The organism is Sphingobium sp. B1D7B (assembly GCF_025961965.1).
Classification (GTDB): Bacteria; Pseudomonadota; Alphaproteobacteria; order Sphingomonadales; family Sphingomonadaceae; genus Sphingobium.
Map to the genome: position 1 here is coordinate 3,046,004 of NZ_JAOQOR010000001.1, position 21,977 is coordinate 3,067,980.

22 protein-coding genes are annotated in these 21,977 nt (G+C 65.2%); 9 read left to right on the forward strand and 13 right to left on the reverse strand.

Annotated features, from left to right (window positions below):
• Positions 1-205 precede the first annotated feature (205 nt).
• The 8 genes from M2336_RS14270 to M2336_RS14305 all read left to right on the forward strand — a co-directional run bounded on the left by M2336_RS14270 (position 206) and on the right by M2336_RS14305 (position 6,863).
• Complete coding sequence (locus tag M2336_RS14270) at positions 206-913, forward strand: response regulator transcription factor (protein WP_264573007.1); 708 nt, start codon at positions 206-208, stop codon at positions 911-913.
• Positions 882-2,504: a sensor histidine kinase gene (locus tag M2336_RS14275; RefSeq protein ID WP_264573008.1), complete on the forward strand. Its 1,623-nt coding sequence runs from the start codon at positions 882-884 to the stop codon at positions 2,502-2,504. Before M2336_RS14270 ends, M2336_RS14275 begins: the two co-directional genes overlap by 32 nt.
• Complete coding sequence (locus M2336_RS14280; RefSeq protein ID WP_264573009.1) at positions 2,501-2,947, forward strand: HPr kinase/phosphorylase; 447 nt, start codon at positions 2,501-2,503, stop codon at positions 2,945-2,947. The genes M2336_RS14275 and M2336_RS14280 overlap by 4 nt, the downstream gene beginning before the upstream one ends.
• A gap of 2 nt (positions 2,948-2,949) precedes the next feature.
• The gene (gene rapZ, locus M2336_RS14285; RefSeq protein WP_264573010.1) at positions 2,950-3,960 is read left to right on the forward strand and encodes an RNase adapter RapZ; all 1,011 of its coding nucleotides are present in this window, start codon (positions 2,950-2,952) and stop codon (positions 3,958-3,960) included.
• Positions 3,957-4,361 (forward strand): PTS sugar transporter subunit IIA, encoded by a 405-nt coding sequence (locus M2336_RS14290; RefSeq protein ID WP_181559869.1) that lies wholly within the window; start codon positions 3,957-3,959, stop codon positions 4,359-4,361. The genes rapZ and M2336_RS14290 overlap by 4 nt, the downstream gene beginning before the upstream one ends.
• On the forward strand, positions 4,358-4,636 hold the full coding sequence (locus M2336_RS14295) for an HPr family phosphocarrier protein (protein ID WP_181559870.1): 279 nt from the start codon (positions 4,358-4,360) through the stop codon (positions 4,634-4,636). Before M2336_RS14290 ends, M2336_RS14295 begins: the two co-directional genes overlap by 4 nt.
• A 21-nt stretch (positions 4,637-4,657) precedes the next feature.
• Positions 4,658-5,461, forward strand: a complete 804-nt coding sequence (locus tag M2336_RS14300; RefSeq protein WP_264573011.1) for a TrmH family RNA methyltransferase — start codon at positions 4,658-4,660, stop codon at positions 5,459-5,461.
• A 142-nt stretch (positions 5,462-5,603) separates the two neighbouring features.
• Positions 5,604-6,863: an MFS transporter gene (locus M2336_RS14305; RefSeq protein ID WP_264574882.1), complete on the forward strand. Its 1,260-nt coding sequence runs from the start codon at positions 5,604-5,606 to the stop codon at positions 6,861-6,863.
• Positions 6,864-6,926: 63 nt separating this feature from the next.
• On the opposite strand, the gene secA is transcribed toward M2336_RS14305, so the two are convergent.
• From secA to M2336_RS14370, 13 genes are all read right to left on the reverse strand, one after another.
• Entirely contained in the window at positions 6,927-9,662 is a 2,736-nt protein-coding gene (gene secA, locus M2336_RS14310) for a preprotein translocase subunit SecA (protein WP_264573012.1), read from the reverse strand.
• 126 nt (positions 9,663-9,788) lie between these two features.
• Complete coding sequence (locus M2336_RS14315) at positions 9,789-10,052, reverse strand: hypothetical protein (RefSeq protein ID WP_264573013.1); 264 nt, start codon at positions 10,050-10,052, stop codon at positions 9,789-9,791.
• Between the two features lie 122 nt (positions 10,053-10,174).
• Positions 10,175-11,809: a CTP synthase gene (locus tag M2336_RS14320; RefSeq protein ID WP_264573014.1), complete on the reverse strand. Its 1,635-nt coding sequence runs from the start codon at positions 11,807-11,809 to the stop codon at positions 10,175-10,177.
• Between the two features lie 79 nt (positions 11,810-11,888).
• Positions 11,889-12,290, reverse strand: a complete 402-nt coding sequence (gene secG, locus M2336_RS14325) for a preprotein translocase subunit SecG (RefSeq protein WP_181561429.1) — start codon at positions 12,288-12,290, stop codon at positions 11,889-11,891.
• Between the two features lie 97 nt (positions 12,291-12,387).
• Positions 12,388-14,310: an excinuclease ABC subunit UvrC gene (gene uvrC / locus M2336_RS14330; protein ID WP_264593157.1), complete on the reverse strand. Its 1,923-nt coding sequence runs from the start codon at positions 14,308-14,310 to the stop codon at positions 12,388-12,390.
• Positions 14,311-14,447: 137 nt separating this feature from the next.
• Positions 14,448-15,101, reverse strand: coding sequence for a F0F1 ATP synthase subunit B (locus M2336_RS14335; protein ID WP_264573015.1), 654 nt, complete (start codon positions 15,099-15,101; stop codon positions 14,448-14,450).
• Between the two features lies 1 nt (position 15,102).
• Positions 15,103-15,588: an ATPase gene (locus M2336_RS14340; RefSeq protein WP_264593158.1), complete on the reverse strand. Its 486-nt coding sequence runs from the start codon at positions 15,586-15,588 to the stop codon at positions 15,103-15,105.
• 86 nt (positions 15,589-15,674) lie between these two features.
• Positions 15,675-15,902 (reverse strand): F0F1 ATP synthase subunit C, encoded by a 228-nt coding sequence (locus tag M2336_RS14345; RefSeq protein ID WP_014076610.1) that lies wholly within the window; start codon positions 15,900-15,902, stop codon positions 15,675-15,677.
• Positions 15,903-15,949: 47 nt separating this feature from the next.
• Positions 15,950-16,735: a F0F1 ATP synthase subunit A gene (locus M2336_RS14350; RefSeq protein WP_181559877.1), complete on the reverse strand. Its 786-nt coding sequence runs from the start codon at positions 16,733-16,735 to the stop codon at positions 15,950-15,952.
• A 44-nt stretch (positions 16,736-16,779) separates the two neighbouring features.
• The gene (locus M2336_RS14355) at positions 16,780-17,103 is read right to left on the reverse strand and encodes an AtpZ/AtpI family protein (RefSeq protein WP_181559878.1); all 324 of its coding nucleotides are present in this window, start codon (positions 17,101-17,103) and stop codon (positions 16,780-16,782) included.
• A 181-nt stretch (positions 17,104-17,284) separates the two neighbouring features.
• Positions 17,285-17,680: a YdbL family protein gene (locus M2336_RS14360; protein ID WP_413715168.1), complete on the reverse strand. Its 396-nt coding sequence runs from the start codon at positions 17,678-17,680 to the stop codon at positions 17,285-17,287.
• A 5-nt stretch (positions 17,681-17,685) separates the two neighbouring features.
• On the reverse strand, positions 17,686-17,895 hold the full coding sequence (locus M2336_RS14365) for a YnbE family lipoprotein (protein ID WP_264570578.1): 210 nt from the start codon (positions 17,893-17,895) through the stop codon (positions 17,686-17,688).
• The gene (locus tag M2336_RS14370) at positions 17,892-21,035 is read right to left on the reverse strand and encodes a YdbH domain-containing protein (RefSeq protein WP_264573016.1); all 3,144 of its coding nucleotides are present in this window, start codon (positions 21,033-21,035) and stop codon (positions 17,892-17,894) included. The genes M2336_RS14365 and M2336_RS14370 overlap by 4 nt, the downstream gene beginning before the upstream one ends.
• A gap of 162 nt (positions 21,036-21,197) precedes the next feature.
• On the opposite strand from M2336_RS14370, the gene radC reads away from it, so the two are divergent.
• Positions 21,198-21,947, forward strand: coding sequence for a RadC family protein (gene radC / locus M2336_RS14375; RefSeq protein WP_413715976.1), 750 nt, complete (start codon positions 21,198-21,200; stop codon positions 21,945-21,947).
• Positions 21,948-21,977: the final 30 nt, after the last annotated feature.

Sequence of the window (21,977 nt, forward strand, 5' to 3'; positions counted from 1 at the left end):
ATTCAGCCCCGTCCCCGGCGCATAAGGGTTTGATGGCCCAGCGTCAAACGCCACCCGTTGTGCAGTGCCGCGCATCTGTCGCTTTCGTCCGGTGGCGGGACAAAACAGCGGATTCCCTATCGTCCGCCCGGCCCAGGTTGCGCCCGGTCCCGCGTTCGTCTAGGCCGAATGACCAGCAATAGTCAGAGGATCGGCGCAAAGCTCGATGAGCGCTACCATCGCCCTGGTCGACGACGATCGGAACATCCTGTCCTCGCTCAGCATCGCCCTGATCGCGGAAGGGTTCATGACGCGACTCTATCCGGACGGTCAGGCCGCGCTCAAGGCGCTGATCGAGAACCCGCCGGATATCGTGGTGTGCGACATCAAGATGCCCAATCTGGACGGCATCGAGCTGCTCCGCCGGCTGCGGGAGAAGAGCGATCTGCCCTTCATCTTCCTGACCTCCAAGACCGACGAGCTGGACGAGGCACTTGGCTTTGCGATGGGCGCGGACGATTATATCGCCAAGCCCTTCTCGCAGCGGCTGCTGATTGCGCGGGTGCGGGCGCTGCTCCGCCGCACGGCACTCAGCCAGCCGCGCGATGATAATGGCGGCGAAGGCGAGACCGAAACCATCGCACGCGGCCGGCTGAGCATGGACCCCGCCCGCCACCGGGTGCAATGGGATGGCCGGGACGTCGCGCTGACCGTCACCGAGTTCCTGATTCTCGAAGCGCTCGCCCAGCGGCCAGGCATTGTGAAAACCCGTAATCAACTGATGGATGCCGCCTATCAGGACGACATCTATGTGGACGACCGCACCATCGACAGCCACATCAAGCGCCTGCGCCGGAAATTCCGCGAAGTTGCTCCCGAGTTCAACGCAATCGATACGCTCTATGGCGCCGGATATCGCTTCAACGAGGAATGAGGAGCGCCTGGCGAGCGGCGAATGGACCACGCGCATCTCGCTCACCCGGCGGATCCTCGCGGTCAACATCTTCGCGCTTGCCATTCTGGCTGGCGGCTTCTTCTATCTCGATAGCTATCGGGCGCGGCTGATCGACGGCCGGCTGGTGTCGATCAGCCGGGAAACCGCGCTGATCGCCGCTGCGATGGAGACTGCCCCGGCCAGCGATCGCGCCCGGTTACTGCTGCGCACAGCGCAGACCACGGGTTTGCGGCTGCGCATCTATGATGCGGACGGCACGAAATTGGCCGACAGCTTTCGCCTCATCCCACCCAGCTACACGCTGCGTGATCCGATGCGCGATCCGCTCCACATCAAGCTGGCGCGCGTGCTGGACCGCATTGTCGAGACCATCGCGCTGGCGGACCGCCCAGCCTATGTGAAGGAGCCGGCGCAGGATCGCCGCGATGCCTGGCCGGAAGCCCGCGAGGCCGCCCGCACCCGCGCGCCAGCTTCGGCCTATCGGTTCGCGCCGGACCGCACGCCTTTCCTCAGCGTCGCCCGCCCGCTCGACGAAGCCGGGCGCGGCGACGTACTGCTCGCCACCGCAAACACGCGGGACATCACGGATATCGTCCGGGCGGAGCGCCTGCGCATTGCGCTCGTCTTTGCGGCGGCAATTCTCGTGTCCGTGCTGCTCTCGCTCTTTCTTGCGCGGACCATCGTGCTCCCGCTCCGTCGCCTCGCCCGCGCTGCGGTGCGCGTGCGCCTGGGGCGCGCGCGGGAAGTCATCGTGCCGCGCCTGCCGGATCGGCGCGACGAAATCGGGATGCTGGCCCGCGCCGTCTCCGACATGAGCCAGGCATTGCGCCAGCGCATCGATGCGACCGATGCCTTCGCGGCAGATGTGAGCCATGAGCTCAAGAACCCCATCGCGTCGCTGCGTTCGGCGCTCGAGGGGCTGGCCCAGATCAAGGACCCGGCCCTGCAGGCCAAGTTGCTCGCCATCGCACAGGACGATGTGCGCCGGCTCGACCGGCTGGTCAGCGACATTGCCGAGGCAACCCGCATCGACGCCCAGCTCTCGCGCACGCCGTTCGAGACCATCGATCTCGGGCGGATGATCGGACGGATGGTGCGCAACCATGGCCCGCGGGAGGATGGTCCCGCCGTTCGGCTGAGCTATGCAGGGCCGGGCCGTGGCGCCGTGTTCGTCTCCGGTGACCCGCAGAAACTGGTCCGCGTGGTGGATAATCTCATCGACAATGCCCGCTCCTTCTCACCCGATGGCGGGCGGATTCGCCTGACGCTGTCAGCCGAAGACAGCAAGGCTATCGTGGCGGTGGAAGACGAAGGCCCAGGCGTGCCGGAGAGTGAGCGGGAAGCGATCTTCCGGCGGTTCCACAGCGTGCGCCCGGAGCGGGACGGCTTTGGCAATCACAGCGGCCTGGGACTTGCCATCGCCCGCACGATTCTGGAGGGCCACCACGGCTCCATCTATGTCGAGGCGCGCCTCGATGGTAAGACCGGTGCGCGATTTGTCGTGACCCTGCCCCTGGCCGAGCAGGATGTGCCCCCGCCAAACAGCGCGAAGGCGCGCAGCGGCACATGAGCGACGATCCCGCCCATTGCCAAACCATCCACGCTACCAGCGTCGCCATCGGAGGCAAGGGCGTGCTGCTGATCGGCGGCAGCGGGTCCGGCAAGTCAGACCTTGCCCTGCGCCTCATCGATCGCGGCGCGATGCTGATCAGCGACGATTACACCCGCGCCTCAAAGCGGGACGGCAAGCTGATCCTTGACGCGCCGGAAACCATTGCGGGCAAGCTGGAAATTCGCCACCTTGGCATTGTCGAAACGCCCCATGTCGGTGGCGTGATTGCGTGTCTTGCGATCAGACTGGATGAAGCGCCCGTGCGCATGCCTGACATCGGGTCCACATTTTCCCTTCTGGGTGTCGAACTGCCGCTGGTCGTGCTGGCCGGTCTGGAGCCTTCCGCCCCGATCAAGGCCGAATGGGCATTGCTTCGTCTCGACGGGCAGGCGAAGGGGTAGGCATGGACCAGCCCCCTGCCCTGTCACCTGTCCCCCATGCTCCCGGCGCCAAGCGCATCCTGGTGGTCACCGGCCTTTCGGGCGCCGGCAAATCGACCAGCCTGCGCACGCTGGAGGATGCCGGCTGGGAAACGGTCGACAATCTGCCGCTGGTGCTGCTCGACCGGCTGCTCGCCGCGCCGCTGCCGGCCGGTCATGAGCAACAGGCGGGCCGCCCGGTCGCCATCGGCATCGACAGCCGCACGCGCGGTTTCGCGGCGGATACGATCCTCTCGGCCATCGCCGCCCTGCGCCAAGGGGATGGGCGCGAGCGCACCGGCTATGAGGTCGAGATGCTGTTCCTCGATTGCTCGGGCACGGTGCTTGAGCAGCGTTATGCCGAGACGCGGCGGCGCCACCCTCTGGCGTTGGACCGCCCGGCGGCGGACGGGATTGCCCGGGAGCGCGAGCTGCTGGAACCGCTGCGCCGCGCGGCCGAGCATGTCGTCGATAGCTCGGACCTCACCAGTAACGGCCTGCAGCAGGCGATCCGCCAGCGCTTTGCGGGCAGTTTCGAATCGACCCTGACCTTGCTGTCCTTCGGCTTTGCGCGCGGCGTTCCGCGCAATGCCGACCTGATGTTCGACATGCGGTTCCTGCGCAATCCCTATTGGGACGAGACGCTGCGCCCGTTGACCGGCCTCGATCCGGACGTCCGCGATTATGTGATGGCGGACACGCTGTTCGAGGCGGCCGTGGGCCAGATCGAGAAGCTGCTGGTCACCATCCTTCCTCGCTACAGCGAGGAAGGGAAAGCCTATGTCACCATCGCCTTTGGCTGCACCGGCGGTCGCCACCGCTCGGTGTGCGTGACGGAAGAGATCGCAGAACGCTTGCGCCGGGCGGGCTTTTCGCCCACCATTGCGCACCGCAATCTGGATTCAGTCCAGTTGGACGCCTATGAGAACCGGCGCCAAGGCAAAAAAGAAATCGTACCAACGGAAATCGAAGGGCGGGGCGCACACTCACCATGATTGGACTCGTGCTCGTAACCCATGGCGGGCTCGCGACGGAATTTCGCGTCGCCATGGAACATGTCGTAGGGCCGCAACAGGCCATAGAAACCGTCTGCATCGGCCCCGATGACGATATGGAGGTGCGGCGCGCCGACATCGCCGCCGCCGTGCAGCGCGTCGATGATGGCTCAGGCGTGATCCTGCTGACCGACCTGTTCGGCGGCACCCCCTCCAACCTCGCCATTTCCCTGCTCGACGCCGGGCGCGTGGAAGTGATTGCCGGCGTCAATCTTCCCATGCTGATCCGTCTCGAAAGCGCCCGCCGCAACATGAGCGTCACGCAAGCGGTCGCCGCCGCGCGGGAAGCGGGCCGCAAATATATCAGCGTCGCCTCCGAGCTGCTGGGAGACGCCACTTGAGCGGCGAGACAGCCAGCGCAACCGTGCGCATCGCCAACCGGCGTGGCCTGCACGCGCGGGCCAGCGCCAAGTTCGTCACGCTGGCGAGCAGCCTGCCGGCGACCATCATGGTACGCAAGGATGGGCAAGAAGTGGTCGGCACCTCGATCATGGGCCTGATGATGCTGGGCGCCGCCATGGGCGATGATATCACCGTCTCGGTGAGCGGTGACGATGCCCCAGCGGCGCTGGCTGCCGTCATCGAGCTGGTCGAAAATCGCTTCGGCGAAGACTGATCCTGTGCGGCCCTGCTGACCATGCCCCGCGAAATCACCGGCTTTTCCAACCCGCTCGTCAAGCGCGTGCGCGGCTTGCGGGAAAAGAAGCTGCGCAAGCGCGAAGGCCTGTTTCTGGCCGAGGGCCTGCGTATCCTCACTGAAGCGCGCGAGCGCGGCATTCTGCCCGAGATGCTGTTCATGGCGAGCGATGCCCGCCCGCATCCGCTGGCCGACGAGCTGATCGTGGCGGTCGAGGCGAAAGGCGGCGATGTCATCCTCACCAGCGCGGATATTCTCGGCAAGATCTCCGGCAAGGACAATGCGCAGACGCTCGTCGGCGTCTATCCCGACCGGCTGACCCCCCTCCCCGCGCTCGATCGCAGCGCGGCGCCGATCTGGTTCGTCGCACAGGCCATGCGCGATCCCGGCAATCTGGGGACGCTGCTGCGCATCGGCGACGCGGTCGGTGCCGGCGGCGTGATTCTTGTGGATGACTGTGTCGATCCGTTTTCCGTCGAGACGGTGCGGGCCTCGATGGGCGCCCTCTTCACCCAATCCATCGCGCAGGCGAGTTGGGCTGACTTCCTCACTTGGCTCCGCACGGGGCCGGGCCAGCTTGTCGGCACCAGTCTCAACACTGAGCACGATTATCAGGCGCCGCGCTACGAGGCCCCGACCTTTCTCGTAATCGGCAATGAGGCGCGCGGCCTCCCCGCCGATTATGAGGCCGCCTGCGACCTGCTGGTCAAAATCCCGATGATGGGCCGTGCGGACAGCCTCAATGCTTCCGTCGCCGGGGCCGTGATGGCCTATGAAGTGCTGAACCAGCAGCGCCGGCGCTGATCCCTCTCCTGTCACCCCCCATTCGCGCCATCTAGCGCTGCTGCCCGGAATTGAGCTAGGGCATCGCCGTCATATGTGAGGGGGGCCGACTTTGAACGACGCAGCAACCGCCGGAACGCCGGCGCCCAGCGGCCTGTCCGCCATGGTGAAGCACCGCCGCGTGCTCGTCGCGAGTCTGGCCGGCACCACGGTCGAGTTCTACGATTTCTATATCTATGCGACGGCGGCGAGCCTCGTCTTCGGCCCGCTCTTCTTCCCCGCCACGTCGCCCACCGCGCAGCTGATGGCAGCTTATGCCAGCTTCGCCCTCGCCTTTCTGGCGCGCCCGCTCGGCGCCGCCGTGTTCGGCCATTATGGCGATCGGATCGGCCGCAAATCGACGCTCGTCGCCTCGCTCATGCTGATGGGCGGCTCGACCTTCCTCATCGCCTTCCTGCCGACTTATGCGATGATCGGCTGGGTCGCGCCGCTGCTGCTCTGTATCCTGCGCTTTGGCCAGGGCTTCGGCCTGGGCGGCGAATGGGGTGGTGCTGCGCTGCTGGCGGTGGAGAATGCCCCGCCGGGCTGGCGCGCGCGCTTCGGCATGATGCCGCAGCTTGGCGCACCGCTGGGCTTTGTCGCCGCGAATGGCCTGTTCCTGCTGCTCGGCCTTTGGCTCAGCGATGCGCAATTCATGGCGTGGGGCTGGCGCCTTCCCTTCCTTGCCAGCGCGCTGCTGGTCATCATCGGCCTGTGGGTGCGCTTGAAGATGGGCGAGACGCCCGAGTTCAAGGCGGCGCTGGAGGCCGAGCCGCCGGCAGCCATTCCGTTGGCGGAACTGCTCACCCGCCATGTGCGCGCGACCATGGCCGGCACGCTCGCCGTCGTCTGCTGCTTCGCGCTGTTCTACATCTCCACGGCCTTCGCGCTGGGCTACGCCACGGTGAACATCGGCATGGCGCGCAGCGAGGTGCTGACCATCCAGCTTGCGGCGATCCTGATGCTCGCGCTGGGGATCATCGTGGCCGGCTGGTGGTCGGACATGCGCTCGGCGAGCCGTGTGCTGATCGCCGGATGCGCCGCGACGGTGCCGCTCGGCATCGTCTTCGGCGCCGGGTTCGATGCCGCCAATCCGCTGGCGCTCTTCCTCATCCTCGCCATGTCGCTGCTGCTGATGGGCTTTACCTACGGCCCGCTCGGCGAATGGCTGACCGCCCTCTTCCCGCCGCGCGTGCGCTATTCCGGCTCATCCTTCGCCTTCAACGTGGGCGGGATCATCGGCGGGGCCATGGCACCCATTGCCGCGCAATATCTGGTGAGCACGCACGGGGTGAGCGCTGTGGGCCTCTACCTCTCCGGCGCGGCGGTGATCAGCCTCATCGGACTGGTGTGGCTGGCGCCGAGGGCCTCGCAGCCCGGCTGAAGGCCGCCGGGCCGGACGTGACCGGGCTTTCGCCCGGCCATCAGATCCTCGTCAGGGTCGTTGTCAGGCCAAGGCGCCGTGACAATGCTTGTACTTCTCGCCGGAACCACAGGGGCACGGCGCGTTGCGGCTGATTTCCTCACCCGCATAGGGATTGCCCTCACCCACCGCCGCAGCCGTCGCGGCGCGCGGAATGGTGGTGGTGATGAACCCGCGCGTGCCGGCATCGATGTCCGCGCTGTTATCCTCGCCCGTGAACGGGTCGATATGACTGGTGAGGAAGTCCGGCAGTTCCGGCAGCGGCGGCGGCGCCGGGTCCTGCATCTGGAACTGGACATGGCTGACCGTGCGGCTTACATCCTCGCGGATGTTCTCGAGCATCCGCTCGAAGAGCGCGAACGCCTCCTGCTTATACTCGTTGATCGGCGTCTTCTGCGCATAAGCGCGCAGGTGGACGACCTGACGGAGGGCATCGAGCGTCGCCAGATGCTCTTTCCAGTGATGGTCGAGATTCTGCAGCAGGATGCTCTTCTCGATCTGCGCCCAGGTCTCGGGCTTGAGATCATTGACCTTCTCCGCCAGCGCGGCATCGGACAGCACGGTGAGGCGCTCGACGAACAGCTCCGGATCGACCACGTCCTCGGTCAGCCAGCCATCGATGTCCGGCGTCAGACTCATCACCGCCTCAAGGCGCTCCTTGAGCTGCGGAATGTTCCACTGCTCGGGGTAGGTGCCCGGAGGACAGGCGGCGCCGACGATGTCGTTGATCGTCTCATGGCGCATCTCGGTGACGACGTCGCCGACCGTCTCGGCATCCATGATCTCGCTGCGCTGCTCGTAGATCACCTTGCGCTGGTCGTTCATCACGTCGTCATACTCGACGACCTGCTTGCGGATTTCGTAGTTGCGCTGTTCGACCTTCTTCTGCGCGGTCTCGATCGCCTTGCTCATCCACTTGGAGGGCGGAAGCGCCTCGCCATCCTCCAGGCTGGAGCGCATCATGCGCGCGAACAGCGTGTCCGGGCCGAAGATGCGCAGCAGATCGTCATCGAGGCTGAGGTAGAAGCGGGACAGGCCCGGATCGCCCTGACGGCCCGAGCGGCCACGCAGCTGGTTGTCGATACGGCGGCTCTCATGCCGCTCCGTGCCGAGCACGAACAGGCCGCCGGCGGCGAGCACCTGCTGGCGCTCGGCCTCGATTTCCGCTTCGATCCGCGCAATCGCGGCATCGCGCTCCGGGCCTTCCGGCATGTCCTTGAGCTCATCCTCAACCCGGAATTCCAGGTTGCCGCCCAGCTTGATATCGGTGCCACGGCCGGCCATGTTCGTCGCGATGGTCACCGCGCCGAGCCGCCCGGCCTGAGCCACGATGCCGGCTTCCTGCTCGTGGAAGCGCGCATTCAACACCGAGTGCTTGACGCCCTCTTCCTTGAGGAAGCTGGAGAGCAGTTCAGACTTTTCGATGGAGACGGTACCCACCAGCACCGGCTGGCCCTTGGCGGCATGTTCGCCGATGGTCTTGGCGATGCCTTTGAACTTGTCCTCAAGGCTCTTGTAGAAGAGATCCTGATCGTCCTGACGCTGCACCGGCAGGTTGGTCGGGATGGTCACCACGTTCATCTTGTAGATGTCGTAGAATTCCGCCGCCTCGGTCGCCGCCGTACCAGTCATGCCCGAGAGCTTGGGATACATGCGGAAATAATTCTGGAAGGTGATCGAAGCCAGCGTCTGGTTCTCCGGCTCGATGTTCACGCCTTCCTTGGCTTCCACGGCCTGGTGCAGACCGTCAGACCAGCGGCGCCCGTCCATCATGCGGCCGGTGAACTCATCGATGATGACGACCTTGCCGTCCTTCACGATATAATCGATGTCGCGCCGGAACATGAAGTTGGCGCGCAGAGCCTGGTTCACATGGTGGACGACCTGTGTGTTCTCGAAATCGTAGAGATTGGCGCCCTGGAGCAGCCCTGCGTCCTCCAGCATCCGCTCCACCTTCTCGGTGCCGTCCTCGGTCAGCACGATGGAGCGCTGCTTCTCGTCCTTTTCGTAATCCTCATCCGCGAGGTTCTTCACCAGCGCGTTGACGGACATATACATCTCGGACTTGTCGTCCGTCGGGCCGGAAATGATCAGCGGCGTGCGCGCCTCGTCGATCAGAATCGAGTCCACCTCGTCGACGATCGCGTAATTGAACGGGCGCTGGACCATCTGGTCACGCTCATATTTCATGTTGTCGCGCAGATAATCGAAGCCAAGCTCGTTGTTGGTGGCGTAGGTGATGTCCGCATCATAAGCCGCGCGGCGCTCCGGCTCGGAGAGGTTGGGCACGATCACGCCCGTGGTCAGTCCCAGGAAGTTGTAGAGCTGGCTCATCCATTCGCAGTCGCGCCGGGCGAGATAGTCGTTGACGGTGACGACATGGACGCCCTTGCCGGGCAGCGCGTTGAGATAGGTCGCGAGCGTCGCGACCAGCGTCTTGCCTTCACCGGTACGCATCTCGGCGATCTCGCCGCGGTGGAGCACGATGCCGCCGACCATCTGAACGTCATAATGGCGCTGGCCCAGCGCGCGCTTCGCGCCCTCACGCACCGTCGCGAACGCCTCGGGCAGGATCTGGTCGAGCGTCGCGCCGTCAGCGAGCTGGCTGCGGAACTTGGCCGTCTGCGCCTTCAGCTCATCATCGCTCATGGCGACCATCGTCGGCTCGAATGCGGCAATCTGATTGACCGTCTTGCTGAGAGACTTGACGTAACGCTCATTTGAAGAGCCGAAGAAGAATTTGGCAACGCCGCCGAGCATATCGGAAATTCCTGTCTGAAAACGGAAAGGTCGGGCGCCGGTTCACACACCGGCAAGCGAACGCGCCGGGAGCCAGCGCGCGAACAGCAGAATGGCAGACCGGCAACATGGCGGCCTGCGGCGGGCTTAGATCAGCCAGCTCTGCTTCAGGGAAAGGTGGGTGCGGCCACTGCGGGCCGGCAGCGCCAGCGCCGTAGCCTGATCGGCCCGTACAAGGACGGCCTCGGCCCGCGTGTCAGCGCTGATCAAGACCCGCGCGACTGCAATCGCCTGCTCACTGGAGGGAGCCTGCTGCGATTCTGCACTGAGTTCCACCTGTGCAGGCGCCACGCGGCTCTCGCCGACCATCAGGCCGGAGAGCGACGCAAGAAGCGCGGACAGAAGGATCATCAATTGCAAGTCGCAGGCATCCCGGCCGGTAAGACGCACCCCACATAGGATGCGGCAAGCGGTTCGTCTACGCCCTTCACCATGAACGATCCGGAAACGGGCCGTCCATGGCTGGTGCAGGATCAGACGAGCCGGCTCTGCTTGAGCGCCGCCGCAATGAAGCTGGCGAACAGCGGGTGCGGATCGAACGGCTTGGACTTGAGCTCCGGGTGGAACTGCACGCCGATGAACCATGGGTGATCCGGCCGCTCGACGATTTCCGGCAGCGTGCCATCCGGTGACATGCCCGAGAAGATGAGGCCGCCCTGCTCGAGCGGTTGGCGATAGGCCGCGTTCACTTCGTAGCGGTGGCGATGGCGCTCGCTGATATCCTCGGCACCGTAGATGCTGGAAACGACGCTGTTGCCGCTCAGCTTGGCCGGATAGGCGCCCAGGCGCATGGTGCCGCCAAGGTCGGTATCGACATTGCGGGTCTGCAGCCCCTCGGCGCTCATCCACTCCGTGATGAGGCCCACGACCGGCTCGCTGGTCTCGCCGAACTCGGTGGTCGAGGCGCGCTCGATCCCGGCGGTGTTCCGCGCACCCTCGATGCAGGCCATCTGCATTCCGAGGCAGATGCCGAAAAAGGGCACGCCCCGCTCGCGCGCGAACCGCACGGAGGCAATCTTTCCTTCCGAGCCGCGCACGCCAAAGCCGCCAGGCACAAGAATGCCATGCATCGGCTCGAGCTGGGCCGCGATGTCGCTGTCTTCGGCCTCGAACAGCTCGGCATCGAGCCACTGGACCTTCACCTTCACCCGATTGGCCAACCCGCCATGCACGAGCGCCTCGTGCAGCGACTTGTAGGCATCCGGCAAGCCGACATATTTGCCGACGACGCCGATGGTCACTTCCCCTTCGGGGTGGACCTGCCGGTCCATGATGTCGAACCAGCGTGTCAGGTCCGGCTCGCGCGAACCTTCGATGCCGAAGGCGCTCAGCACGGCCCGGTCCAGCCCTTCACGGTGATACTGCACCGGCACGGCATAGATGCTGCTGGCATCCAGCGCGGGAATCACGGCTTCCGTGCGCACATTACAGAACAAGGCGATTTTCGCCCGCTCGCTGTCCGGCAGCGGATGCTCGGTGCGGCAGAGCAGAATGTCGGGCTGAATGCCGAGCGAGGTCAACTCGCGCACACTGTGCTGGGTCGGCTTGGTCTTCAGTTCGCCCGCCGCCGCAATATAGGGCACCAGCGTCACATGCACGAGCACGGTCTGGCCGTGGCCCAGCTCATTGCGGAGCTGGCGGATGGCCTCCATGAACGGCAGGCTCTCGATGTCGCCCACCGTGCCTCCGATCTCGCACAGCACGAAATCGACATCGTCCGTCTCGGCCAGAGCGAAGCGCTTGATCTCGTCCGTCACGTGCGGGATCACCTGCACAGTGGCACCGAGATAATCGCCGCGCCGTTCGCGCTGGATGATCGTCTGGTAGATGCGTCCCTGCGTGACGTTGTCGGCCTGCCGGCTCGCAACGCCCGTGAAGCGCTCATAATGGCCAAGATCGAGATCGGTCTCCGCCCCGTCATCCGTCACATAGACTTCGCCATGTTGATAAGGCGACATCGTGCCGGGATCGACATTGAGGTAGGGATCGAACTTACGGGTGCGGACCTTGTAGCCACGCGCTTGGAGGAGCGCCGCAAGCGACGCAGCCATAAGGCCTTTTCCAAGCGAGGAGACCACGCCGCCGGTGATGAATATGAACCGCGCCATGGGAGAGGAGGCTTACGCTGAACTCGAACGGAAGGGCAAGCGGACGAATCCGCCACCGGTGAAAAAAACTGGTGGATCGTTACTGCGCGAGCGGGGCGCCGGCCGCACCATTGGCAGGCGCCGAAGCCGGACCGGCCGGTGCCGCCGCGCTGTTGGCCGCGCCGGAAATGCCATCGCCATCCGCAATCGGCGCCGACATGTCGCTGGTGCCGGACTGGCCGACCAGCGAGGTATCGATCGTCGCGGCCCGGTGCTGCGTGGCGGCAATCACAGCCAGCACAATGCTCATGCCCACGAACAACGTCGCGAGAATCTTGGTCGCCCGGCTGAGGAAATCCGCCGCGCCGCGCGCCGACATCAGACCAGACGGGCTGCCACCGCCACCCATGCCGAGCCCGCCACCCTCGGACCGCTGCATCAGAATGACAGTGACGAGCGCGAAGGCGATGATCGCCTGGACGACAAGGAGAAAGGTGAACAGCATGAGCGGTTAGGACATCCCGACGGGTGTTGAAGCAGCGCCCTTAGCGCGCATTGCGCCGGGCATCAACCTTTGCGGCAGGCCGGAGCAAATCCGCTCAGCCATGGAAATAATCATAGACTGTCTGCGCGACCGCCGATGAAACGCCGGGCGCGCGCTGGAGGTCATCAAGGCTCGCGTTGCGCACGGCGCGGGCGGTGCCGAAATGCATGAGCAGCGCTTTCTTGCGGGCGGGCCCGATGCCGGGCACTTCGTCCAGCGAACTGACAGTGATCGCCTTGGCTCGCTTCTGCCGGTGTGCGCCGATCGCAAAGCGATGGGCCTCGTCGCGCAGGCGCTGCAGGTAGAACAGCACCGGGTGATTGACCGGTAGCTGGAAATCCCGCCCGTCGAGCAGGTGGAAGACCTCCCGCCCCTCGCGACCATGATGCGGTCCTTTGGCGACGCCGACCATCGGCACATCCTCGATGCCCATCTCTTCCAGCGCCTTGCGCGCCGCGTTGAGCTGGCCCCGGCCGCCGTCGATCAGCACCAGATCCGGCCATTCCCCGGATTCGCGATCGGGATCTTCCTCGGCGGCGCGGCCGAAGCGGCGGCCGAGCACTTCGCGCATCATGCCATAATCGTCGCCGGCGACCGTTTCCGGCCGCTTGATGTTGAACTTGCGATAGCCGCTCTTGCGGAACCCCTCCGGCCCCGCCACCACCATGGCACCCAGCGCACTGGTGCCCTGGATATGGCTGTTATCGTAAACCTCGATGCGATTGGGCGGACCTTCCAGACCCAAAAGCTCGGCCATGTCGGCGAGAATCTTGCCTTGCGCACTGCTCTCGGCCTGACGGCGCTCCAGCGCTTCCTCGGCATTGCGCTGGGCCTGTTTGATGAGCTTCACACGGCTCCCACGCTGCGGCACCTCGATGCGCACCTTGCGCTCCAGCTTCTGGCTCAGCGCCTCGGCGAGCAGCAGCGTCTCGGAGGGCTCGCGGTCACAGAGCACCAGCGGCGCGGGCGGCACATCCTCATAGAATTGCGCCATGAACTGCATCAGCACCTCATCCTCCCCCACCTCGGCGGTGTGGACCGGGAAGAAGCTGCGATGACCCCAATTCTGGCCGCCGCGAATGAAGAAGGCCTGGATGCACATGCCGCCATTGCGGCTGGCGAGCGCGAAGATATCGGCATCGCCCAGCCCCTCGGCGTGGATAGCCTGGCTGCCCTGGATGAAGGTCAGGGCCTTGAGCCGGTCCCGGTAGACGGCAGCCATCTCGTAATCGAGCGACTCCGCCGCCGCATTCATCGCCTCACCGAGCCGCGCCTGCACCGCCGTGGACTTGCCGCCGAGAAAGTCCTGCGCGTCCTGGGTCAGGGCCGCATAATCCGCCTCGTTGATCCGCCCGACGCAGGGCGCGGAGCAGCGGCGAATTTGATACAGCAGGCAGGGCCGCGAGCGATTGGCGAAGAAGCTGTCCGTGCAACTGCGCAGCAAGAACAGCTTCTGCAGCGCGTTGAGCGTCTTGCGCACCTGCCCTGCCCCGGCGAACGGCCCGTAATATTGCCCCTTGTAGCGCCGCGCGCCGCGGTGAAGCTGCACGCGCGGAAAGGCGTGATCCTCGCGCAGCAGGATGAATGGGAAGCTTTTGTCATCGCGCAGGAGCACATTATACGGCGGCCGAAAGCGCTTGATGAGTTGCGCTTCCAGCAGCAGCGCCTCGGCCTCGCTCTGGGTGGTGACGATCGTCATCGAGCGGGTCTGCGAGACCATGCGCTGCAACCGGCGCGGCAGGCGATCGACCTGCGTGTAGTTGGAGACCCGATTCTTGAGCGCCCGCGCCTTGCCGACATACAGCACGTCGCCGCGCGCATCCTGCATCCGATAGACGCCCGGCCGCGTGCCCAAGGTCTTGAGCGTTTCGCGAATCGCCGCGACGCCAGCGTCCACGTCCGGCAATTCACTGCCACGGATTGTGGAGGTCGCCTTTTCTTCGTTGAAGCGATTGGGGGACGATGGCCGCTCGGTCATCCGCGCCATTTAGGGGCGAGAGGCGGACAGGACAACGGCCTCCTGCCTCAACCGGCCGAAGCATGGCCCTTCAAATGCAGAAAGGCCGGACCGATCGCTCGGCCCGGCCTTTCTAAAGCCATCAATCTGCAGGTCGTTCAGTGCGCGAGCTTGCCGATCACGTCGTCGACGAGGCCCTTGTCGGCCGCGGCACTGTGGGTCTCGCGGATCAGCACGCCGGCTGCTGCCGTCGCCGCTGCAGCCGCCTTGGCGCGCACATCGGCAATGGCCGCGCGCTCGGCAGCAGCGATCTTGTCTTCCGCCATCTTCTGGCGACGGACGACCAGCGCTTCGGCTTCCGCCTGCGCTGCAGTGATGAGATCGGCAGCTTCCTGCTCGGCCGCCGAGCGCATCGCATCGGCTTCCTTGGCGACGGAGGCGATCCGGCCTTCATACTCGGCCTTGAGCGCTTCGGCTTCCTTCCGGAGCCGCGCGGCTTCGTCGAGCTGATTGCGGATCGTCGCGATCTTGGCGTCCAGCGACCGGGCGATGAGCGCCGGCACCTTCTTCCAGATCAGCACCGCAACGAACACGAGCATCGAGAGGCTGACCCAGCCCGTCGCGTCCATCCCCAAAGCGGTCGCGTCCGGTACATGGTGCTCCGGACCGCCCACGGCTTCCGTGGCCGCGTGGATGTCGCCGTCCAGATTCTGGACCTTGTCGGCGTTTTCGAGATTGAACTGCACGGCGCCGGAGCCGTTGTCGCTTGCCGGGGCTGTCTCGGCAACCTGTGTCATGGTCTGGTTTGCCATATCAGAGTACCGCCTTCACTGCCTTGAGCGCCGCATCCGGCGACACCTGCGTGCCGGCGACCTTCTGCACGATGTCCGCCGCTGCATCTGCCGCCACGGTTTCGATCTGCTCCAGCGCTTTCACGCGGCCGGCCTCGATCTCGCCTTCCGCTGCGGCCAGCTTTTCGCTGAGCGCTGCGTCGGTCTTGGCCAGCGCAGCCTCGCGATTGCGAGCAGCTTCGGCCTTTGCCTGGGCCAGACGGCCCTGCGCAGCGGCACGCGCTTCATTTTCCTTCGCCCGCCAGTCGGCTTCGAGCGCATCGGCCTTGGCCGAATTCGCACGGGCCGCTTCGAGATCGTCGGCGATCTTCTTGTCGCGCGCATCCACCGTGGACTGAATCTTCGGCACCATGCCGCGACCGATCACGAAAAACACGAACCCGAATGTCAGCAGAACCCAGAAGATCTGCGACGAGTAGGTTGCGGCGAGCTGGGCTATCTGAGGCATATCACCTGTCCGTTTGCGCGGTCCGGCGGCAGCCCGTCATTGGGCAGCCGCCGGCTCCACATCATCGTCTGTCGTCTTGCGGGCGATCAGGCGACGAAGATCAGGATCATCGCGACGACGAACGCCAGCAGGCCGAGAAGCTCTGCGGCGGCGAAGCCGATGAACAGACGGCCCTGCTGGCCGTCGGCAGCGCCCGGATTGCGCAGCGCGCTCTCAAGGAACGAGCCGAAGACGTTACCCACGCCGAGCGCGGCCACGCCGGCACCGATAGCAGCCAGACCGGCACCGATCAGCTTTGCGGCTTCTGCGTCCATGTTACTTAACTCCTTTTCTGAAACTCGATTTGGTCGTTGGTTGAAACTCAGTGCAGATGCTCGGCGTCGTGAATGTACAGCGACGTGAGCAGTGCGAAAACATAGGCCTGGATGCCAGCGACCAGGATCTCCAGCGCAGAGATGCCGACCATCAGGGCAAAGCTGGGGATGCCGACGCCAAGGCCGGGCGCCACGCCAGCAGCCGAAGCGTTGATCACGAAGCCGGCAAGCACCTTGAGCAGAATGTGACCGGCGATCATCGCGACGAACAGTCGCAGGCCCAGCGAGAAGGGGCGCACCATGAACGAGACGAACTCGATGATGGGGATCAGCCAGATCAGCCACAGCGGGGTACCGTGCGGCACGAACAACGAGAAGAACTTGAGGCCATGCTTCCAGAAGCCGACGATCAGCACGATCGAGAAGCTCAGGATCGCCAGAACACCAGTGACCGTGAAGTGGCTGGTGAAGGTGAAGGGATGCAGGCCGAAAATGCCGATGGGCAGCAGGCCAAGCAGGTTGGCGAAGAGGATGAACATAAACAGCGAGAAGATATAGGGCACATATTTGCGCCCGCCCTTGCCGATATTGTCATCGGTCAGCTTCGCGATGAAGCCGGTCATCGACTCTACAGCCGCCTGCCAGCGCCCCGGCACCAGATCGCGCTTCATGCCGAGCAGCATGAAGCCCCACAGAACGACGACCGTGATCACCATCCACAGCGCGCTGTTGGTGAACGCAATGTTGTAACCACCGAGGCTCCACTGTTCGGTACCGAACAGCGGCTCGATGGCGAACTGGTGCATAGGATCGATCTTGCCGGGTTCTGCCACGTCTGATTCCCAAAAAGCCGTCTGCGATTATGACGAAAGCGCCCTTACTTCTCAGGACGCTTCATCGAAATCTTCCAAATATTCCTGAAGGCTACGATGATCCCCAGAAAGAGGAAAACCAGCAGGAGCCAGGGCGATGTGCCGATGAACCGGTCCAGGACCCATCCAATCAGCGCGCCGCCGACAAGACCGCCGATCAGCTCCGCAAGAACCCGGTTGCCGAGGCGATAGTTCTTATCGCCGCCAACTTCCCGGTCCGCTCCGGTCCTGACCTTTTCGACTGCCTCGGCACGTTCCAACCGCTCGCTGAGCGACTTGATGCGTTCATCTTCGGCAATCGGGTCTCGCCCAGGTTCGGTCTCTGTCATCATGCCAACTCCCGTTCACGCCAAGAGACGTAAAAACCAGCGCTGCATGACGTGCCTGAGCCGCCCCCGTCAAGGCGCGGCCCGTGTAGAAAGCGTTGGCGTGCAAGTCAACACTGGTGACCGCGCCGGAGGGATCAGGCGGATTTTCGAGGAAAATTAGGCCCTCAGTGGCGCGAATCGCTCAGCGTGTGGCGGTGGCGCAATAATCCGGCAGCGCAATCGGCCCGGCGCCTTTGGTCTGCCACGGACCATTGCCGATCCGATAGATCTGCCCTTCCGAAACGCGCCCGGCCAGCGTCTGACAACCGGTCACGGCCGCCATGTCCTGTACGGTCACGCCACGCTTGGCCGCCAGATCGGTATAGGCCGCGCGGCGCTTGATGTTGAGCGCATCCACGGCGGCGCGCACATCGCTGCTGACCGAGCCGTTGACGCCCAGATAGCCGTCCGACTGCTCGCCGACCGTACCGGCCGACTTGGCGGCGCTCACCACCGCGTCCTGCGCGATGGCCGGAGCCGCTCCGACGACGCCGAGACCGAAAACTGCCGCAAGCGCTGCGGCGCGAATGCTGTGCATATATGTCATTTCGGGAAAAGCTCCGGATTGTTCTCGATGAGGTCCTTGGCGTCCTGCTGAAGGCGCACGACCACTTCCTGCTGAATCTTCACGTTGAGATTGATCTCAATCGGCTTTTCGGGCGCGCGCACCTGAATGCAGCCGCCTGCCGCTCCGGCAAGCGCCAGCCCCAAGCCCAGTCGCGTTGCGCGCGATATCCATCGTCGGTGCCTCATTTCCTGTCCCCTTCTATCCTCTTGTCGCTGTCCGCCGGCTGAACGACCACCCCGGAACCCCGCGTGAATGCTCCGCTGCCGACGGGCACAAACTGGTCGCCCAGACTGCCATTGATGAGCTTGGTCGGATCGGCAAGCCCGGTCGCAGTGTTGAGCAGCCCCCGGAAGGGCGCCTGGATCCGCACATTGAACAGGAAGGGCAGGCCAAGGAACGGTCGCGCCAGGAAGCTGCGGCGCGTTTCTTCCGTGCCCTGATTGACCCCGTTGATGCTGACCTGCGTGACAAACTCGCCATCGATGGCGCCGTCCAGCCGGATTGCGAGGCAGCGATAGCCCAAATTCTTGAGCGCATCGAAGGCCAGCCGCGCCATCGCGTTGAGCTGCGCGTTGGACACCTCACCCACGTAAGAAAGGCGTCCGGCCCGGCGCTCTGGATCGCACGGGATCGTCAGGCCCTGCGTGCTGGTGAGGTAGCGTGGCTCGTCTCCCTCTTGCCGCGCAACCAGCAGGCCGCCAACGATCCGCCCGCCATCCTTGTCGAACACCATGGGCAGCAGACCATCGAAGGTGCCCGTCGCGGAGATGTTCTCCAGCTCCAGCGTGTTGATAAAGGCGCCCGCATCCAGCCCGACGACGCGGAAGGTGAGATTGCGCGGCTGGCGTGAATCCAGCGCGAGGGGCGCGGGCATCAGCTCCAGCATACCGCCAGAGAACGGCCAGCGCCCGCCCTCGATCTCCGCCACCTCGCTGGAGAGCAATTGATAGCGTATGGTGCCGTCGCGCACCTCGATGCCCGGGTTGACGCTCTCCACCGTCACCACCTGGCCGGGTTCGGTGCGCAGGCCAAGCAGGTCCGTGAAGCGGATCGTCGTCGACAGGCCGGCGACCGGGCCGAAGGCGGCCGCGAAAGCCATGTTCTCCGTCGAGAAGGTCCCGTCGCTGGTCACCTTGTCGCCGGTCCAGCGGATCTGGCCGGCGCCGTTCACCATCCCGACCACGTTAGCGACCACGCCCAGCGAGAGCGGCGTGAGATCGTCCGGCTGAAGCGCATTGCCGAAGCGCAGGCCGTTCACGGTCAGATCGGCGCGGCCTGCGCCACGGCTGAGGTCGTGCCGGATCACCACATCGGCGACCTTGGCCTTTCGTTCCGAATGCACCAGCACACCAGTCGCCTCGATGCGATTGTCGGCCAGGGTCAGATGTACCTGCTCGCCGGCCAGCGGATTGAACCGCCGATCGGCCTGCGTGTCCGCGACGCGCAGATTGCCATCGACGGCCAGACGTCCGTCGGCGAACTGCCATTGCCCTTCCATGGCGGTGAGATCGAGCGGCACAGAGCCGATCCGGCCCCGGCCTGCCGAAATCGTCCCGGCGAGGCCACCCGCCGACCCACGTCCGCCCGTCAGGCGATCGGCAGCGAGCCGGACCGGGGCTTCGGCCGCGCCAATGCGCACGTCCGGTTGCTGGATTTCGAAGCGGCCGGTGGTGAGGCCGTAACGCGCTGCGCTTGCATCAAATGCGAAGGGATTGTCGCCCAGCCGGCCGCGCAATGCCACGTCGCGGATCGCGGCCGTGCCCTCGCCCAGCCCGCAAACCTGTAACGCCGCAGGATCGAGCACGAGGCCGGACATGCTGAGCGAAGCCCAGCGCAACGGCACGCAAGTCCCTGATAGACTAATCGCCCCGCCTGCCCCTACGCGGGCGTCGAGCGGCATCTGCAGGCCCTTGACCGCGCCGCCCGGCAAGGGGCCGTCCAGCGTCACCTGCGTCTGGACGCTGCCGCGCCCCGCGCCATCCACGGCAAAGCGCAGCGGGGTGAGCGCAAGCCGCGCCCCGCCGGCATCATAAGGCCTCAATGTGGCGGTGCCGCGCACACCGCCTTGCTCCTGCGTGGCGAACTCGATGCGGCCCTCCGGCAGATCGCCACCGGCGATGTCCAACCGTCCCGACGCGCGCAGGCCGCCGGGCCAGTCGATGCGCACCGCGCTGCCTTCCCAATTCTCGATCCGCGCGCCGCTCGCCGAGCGCAGCGCGAAGCGGTCAAGCCGAGCGTTACCTTGCGCGCCGAGCATATTGACCTGGCCCGCCAGTTCTATGTGATTGCGCCGGCCGATCGCCTCGACTGCGCGCGCAAGCTTGTTCGCGATCGGTTCCAGCGGACTGCCATCGGCCGCCGAAGCGAGGCGCGAAAGATTGATCCCGCGAGCCGGCCGGGCATTCTCGATGGTCCCGGTGCCTTGCCACGCCAGAGCGCGATTGCGGGAATCGAGCTGCACCGCGAAATTGCCGCCCAGCTTTGCCGCGTCACTTTCAAGGCCGTCGACAAGCGCGCTAACGGCGGCAAGCGAAGCGCTCCCCCGCAGGGTATCGCCTTCGCCTTTAAAGGTGATGAGCCCGGACAGTTCCTTGAACTCGCGCTTGCCCCGCCCGTCCCCCTGCTCGGCCAATGGCGCGGCAAGGCTCACCGCACCGCCCAAGGGTTCAAGGGCGAGGTTTGTGCGGATGTTGAGATCGAGCGTGGGCGCCGTCAGCCTGAGCTTCGCCGCCTCGCATCCAACACCGCTGACATGGGCAGGGCCCTTGAGGTGAATTTCGCCATTCTCGGTCGCTACGTCCACCGGTGCCCGCAGCGCCCGCAGCCTGCAATCGCCAAAGGCTAGCGCCGGGCTCGCGAGATTAAGCTGACCATTGAACCCCGACGATAACGGCCCGCTGCCATCCAGCCCCAGCTCGACCGTGTCGTTGTCGGTAACGATCCGCGCCTGTGCATCCTCGATCACCGCCGTCCAGTCGGGCAGCTTGGGATCGCCTGTGCCACCTTCCAGCAGGCGACTGACCTGACCCAAGTCCAGCGCCCCATCGGCAATCCGCCCGCGCAGCCGAACGCCGCTGGCCTCGAGCCGATCGATATAAGGCCCGGTCAGGCCCCAGGCGAGTTCGAGCTCGATGAAGCGGACCGTGAGATCGGGCGATTTCGGGTCGCCAATGACGAGATTGTCCAGCCGCTGGTGCTGCGGACCGATCCGCGTGATCTCATATCGGCCCTGTACGCCCCGCTTGGCCAGTTCCCGCGCGATGAAGCTGTCGGCAATCGGCTCGCGCGCCAGCCAGAGGCCGCCAGCGACCAGCAGCAGCGCCATTGCACTCCCGCCGGCGATCCTGCGCACGCGCTGACGGCGCCGGTGCAGCCGATCTGCCGCACCTGCCTCCAGCTCGTCATCCTCTTCGACCCAATCGGTCAGACGATCATCCCCGTCATTCCCGCTTGCCGCTCTGCCGGCTCGCGCTTAGCTACAATGTTCATGGGCGAAGGGCGATCCCGGGGCAAGAGCGAGACGAGTCATGATGGCCCCGGCCATGATGGTGCCAGTCCTGATGGTGCCAGCCATGATGGGGTGGGCCACCGTGCCCGCCTGCGCCAGCGACTCGCAACCGGACCGGATGCGCTGCTGGACCATGAACTGATCGAATATCTGCTCGCGCTCGCCCTGCCGCGCCGGGATACCAAGCCGCTGGCAAAGGCCCTGATCGCCCGCTTCGGCTCGTTGGGCGCCGTGCTCAGCGCCGATTGGGCCACGCTGATGCAGGTCGACGGCATGGGCGAGACCACGACCGCCGCGCTCAAGGCGACACAGGCCGCCGCCCTGCGGATGCTGCGCAACGAGGTGGCGGAGCGGCCGGTGCTGGCATCATGGCAGGCCCTGCTCGATTATTTGCGCGCCGACATGGCCCATCTCTCGATCGAGCGCGTGCGCGTGCTTCATCTCAACGCCCGCAACATCCTGCTGCGTGACGATCATATGGGGGACGGCTCGGTGGATGAAGCGGCCATCTATGCCCGACAGGTTGCTCGTCGCGCACTGGAGTTCGGCTCTGCGGGCGTCATCCTCGTGCACAATCATCCCAGCGGCCTGCCCGAGCCGAGCCGGCAGGACATCCTCATGACTCGCGACGTCATCGCCGCGCTTAAGCCCCTCGGCGTGACCGTCCACGATCATGTCATTGTCGCGACCGAAGGTCACCGTTCGATGCGGGCCATGGGACTGATCTGAGGTTGCGGCACGCGGACGAGGCTCTGATCA

Coding starts and splice junctions, on each gene's coding strand:
- M2336_RS14315 (WP_264573013.1), bottom strand. CDS start 10,052: ATGATCCTTCTGTCCGCGCTTCTTGCGTCGCTCTCCGGCCTGATGGTC.
- M2336_RS14270 (WP_264573007.1), top strand. CDS start 206: ATGAGCGCTACCATCGCCCTGGTCGACGACGATCGGAACATCCTGTCC.
- M2336_RS14290 (WP_181559869.1), top strand. CDS start 3,957: ATGATTGGACTCGTGCTCGTAACCCATGGCGGGCTCGCGACGGAATTT.
- M2336_RS14370 (WP_264573016.1), bottom strand. CDS start 21,035: ATGGCGCTGCTGCTGGTCGCTGGCGGCCTCTGGCTGGCGCGCGAGCCG.
- M2336_RS14320 (WP_264573014.1), bottom strand. CDS start 11,809: ATGGCGCGGTTCATATTCATCACCGGCGGCGTGGTCTCCTCGCTTGGA.
- M2336_RS14345 (WP_014076610.1), bottom strand. CDS start 15,902: ATGGACGCAGAAGCCGCAAAGCTGATCGGTGCCGGTCTGGCTGCTATC.
- M2336_RS14300 (WP_264573011.1), top strand. CDS start 4,658: ATGCCCCGCGAAATCACCGGCTTTTCCAACCCGCTCGTCAAGCGCGTG.
- M2336_RS14355 (WP_181559878.1), bottom strand. CDS start 17,103: ATGACAGAGACCGAACCTGGGCGAGACCCGATTGCCGAAGATGAACGC.
- M2336_RS14360 (WP_413715168.1), bottom strand. CDS start 17,680: ATGCACAGCATTCGCGCCGCAGCGCTTGCGGCAGTTTTCGGTCTCGGC.
- M2336_RS14305 (WP_264574882.1), top strand. CDS start 5,604: ATGGTGAAGCACCGCCGCGTGCTCGTCGCGAGTCTGGCCGGCACCACG.
- M2336_RS14275 (WP_264573008.1), top strand. CDS start 882: ATGGCGCCGGATATCGCTTCAACGAGGAATGAGGAGCGCCTGGCGAGC.
- M2336_RS14335 (WP_264573015.1), bottom strand. CDS start 15,101: ATGGCAAACCAGACCATGACACAGGTTGCCGAGACAGCCCCGGCAAGC.
- M2336_RS14365 (WP_264570578.1), bottom strand. CDS start 17,895: ATGAGGCACCGACGATGGATATCGCGCGCAACGCGACTGGGCTTGGGG.
- rapZ (WP_264573010.1), top strand. CDS start 2,950: ATGGACCAGCCCCCTGCCCTGTCACCTGTCCCCCATGCTCCCGGCGCC.
- uvrC (WP_264593157.1), bottom strand. CDS start 14,310: ATGACCGAGCGGCCATCGTCCCCCAATCGCTTCAACGAAGAAAAGGCG.
- secA (WP_264573012.1), bottom strand. CDS start 9,662: ATGCTCGGCGGCGTTGCCAAATTCTTCTTCGGCTCTTCAAATGAGCGT.
- M2336_RS14280 (WP_264573009.1), top strand. CDS start 2,501: ATGAGCGACGATCCCGCCCATTGCCAAACCATCCACGCTACCAGCGTC.
- radC (WP_413715976.1), top strand. CDS start 21,198: ATGGGCGAAGGGCGATCCCGGGGCAAGAGCGAGACGAGTCATGATGGC.
- M2336_RS14340 (WP_264593158.1), bottom strand. CDS start 15,588: ATGCCTCAGATAGCCCAGCTCGCCGCAACCTACTCGTCGCAGATCTTC.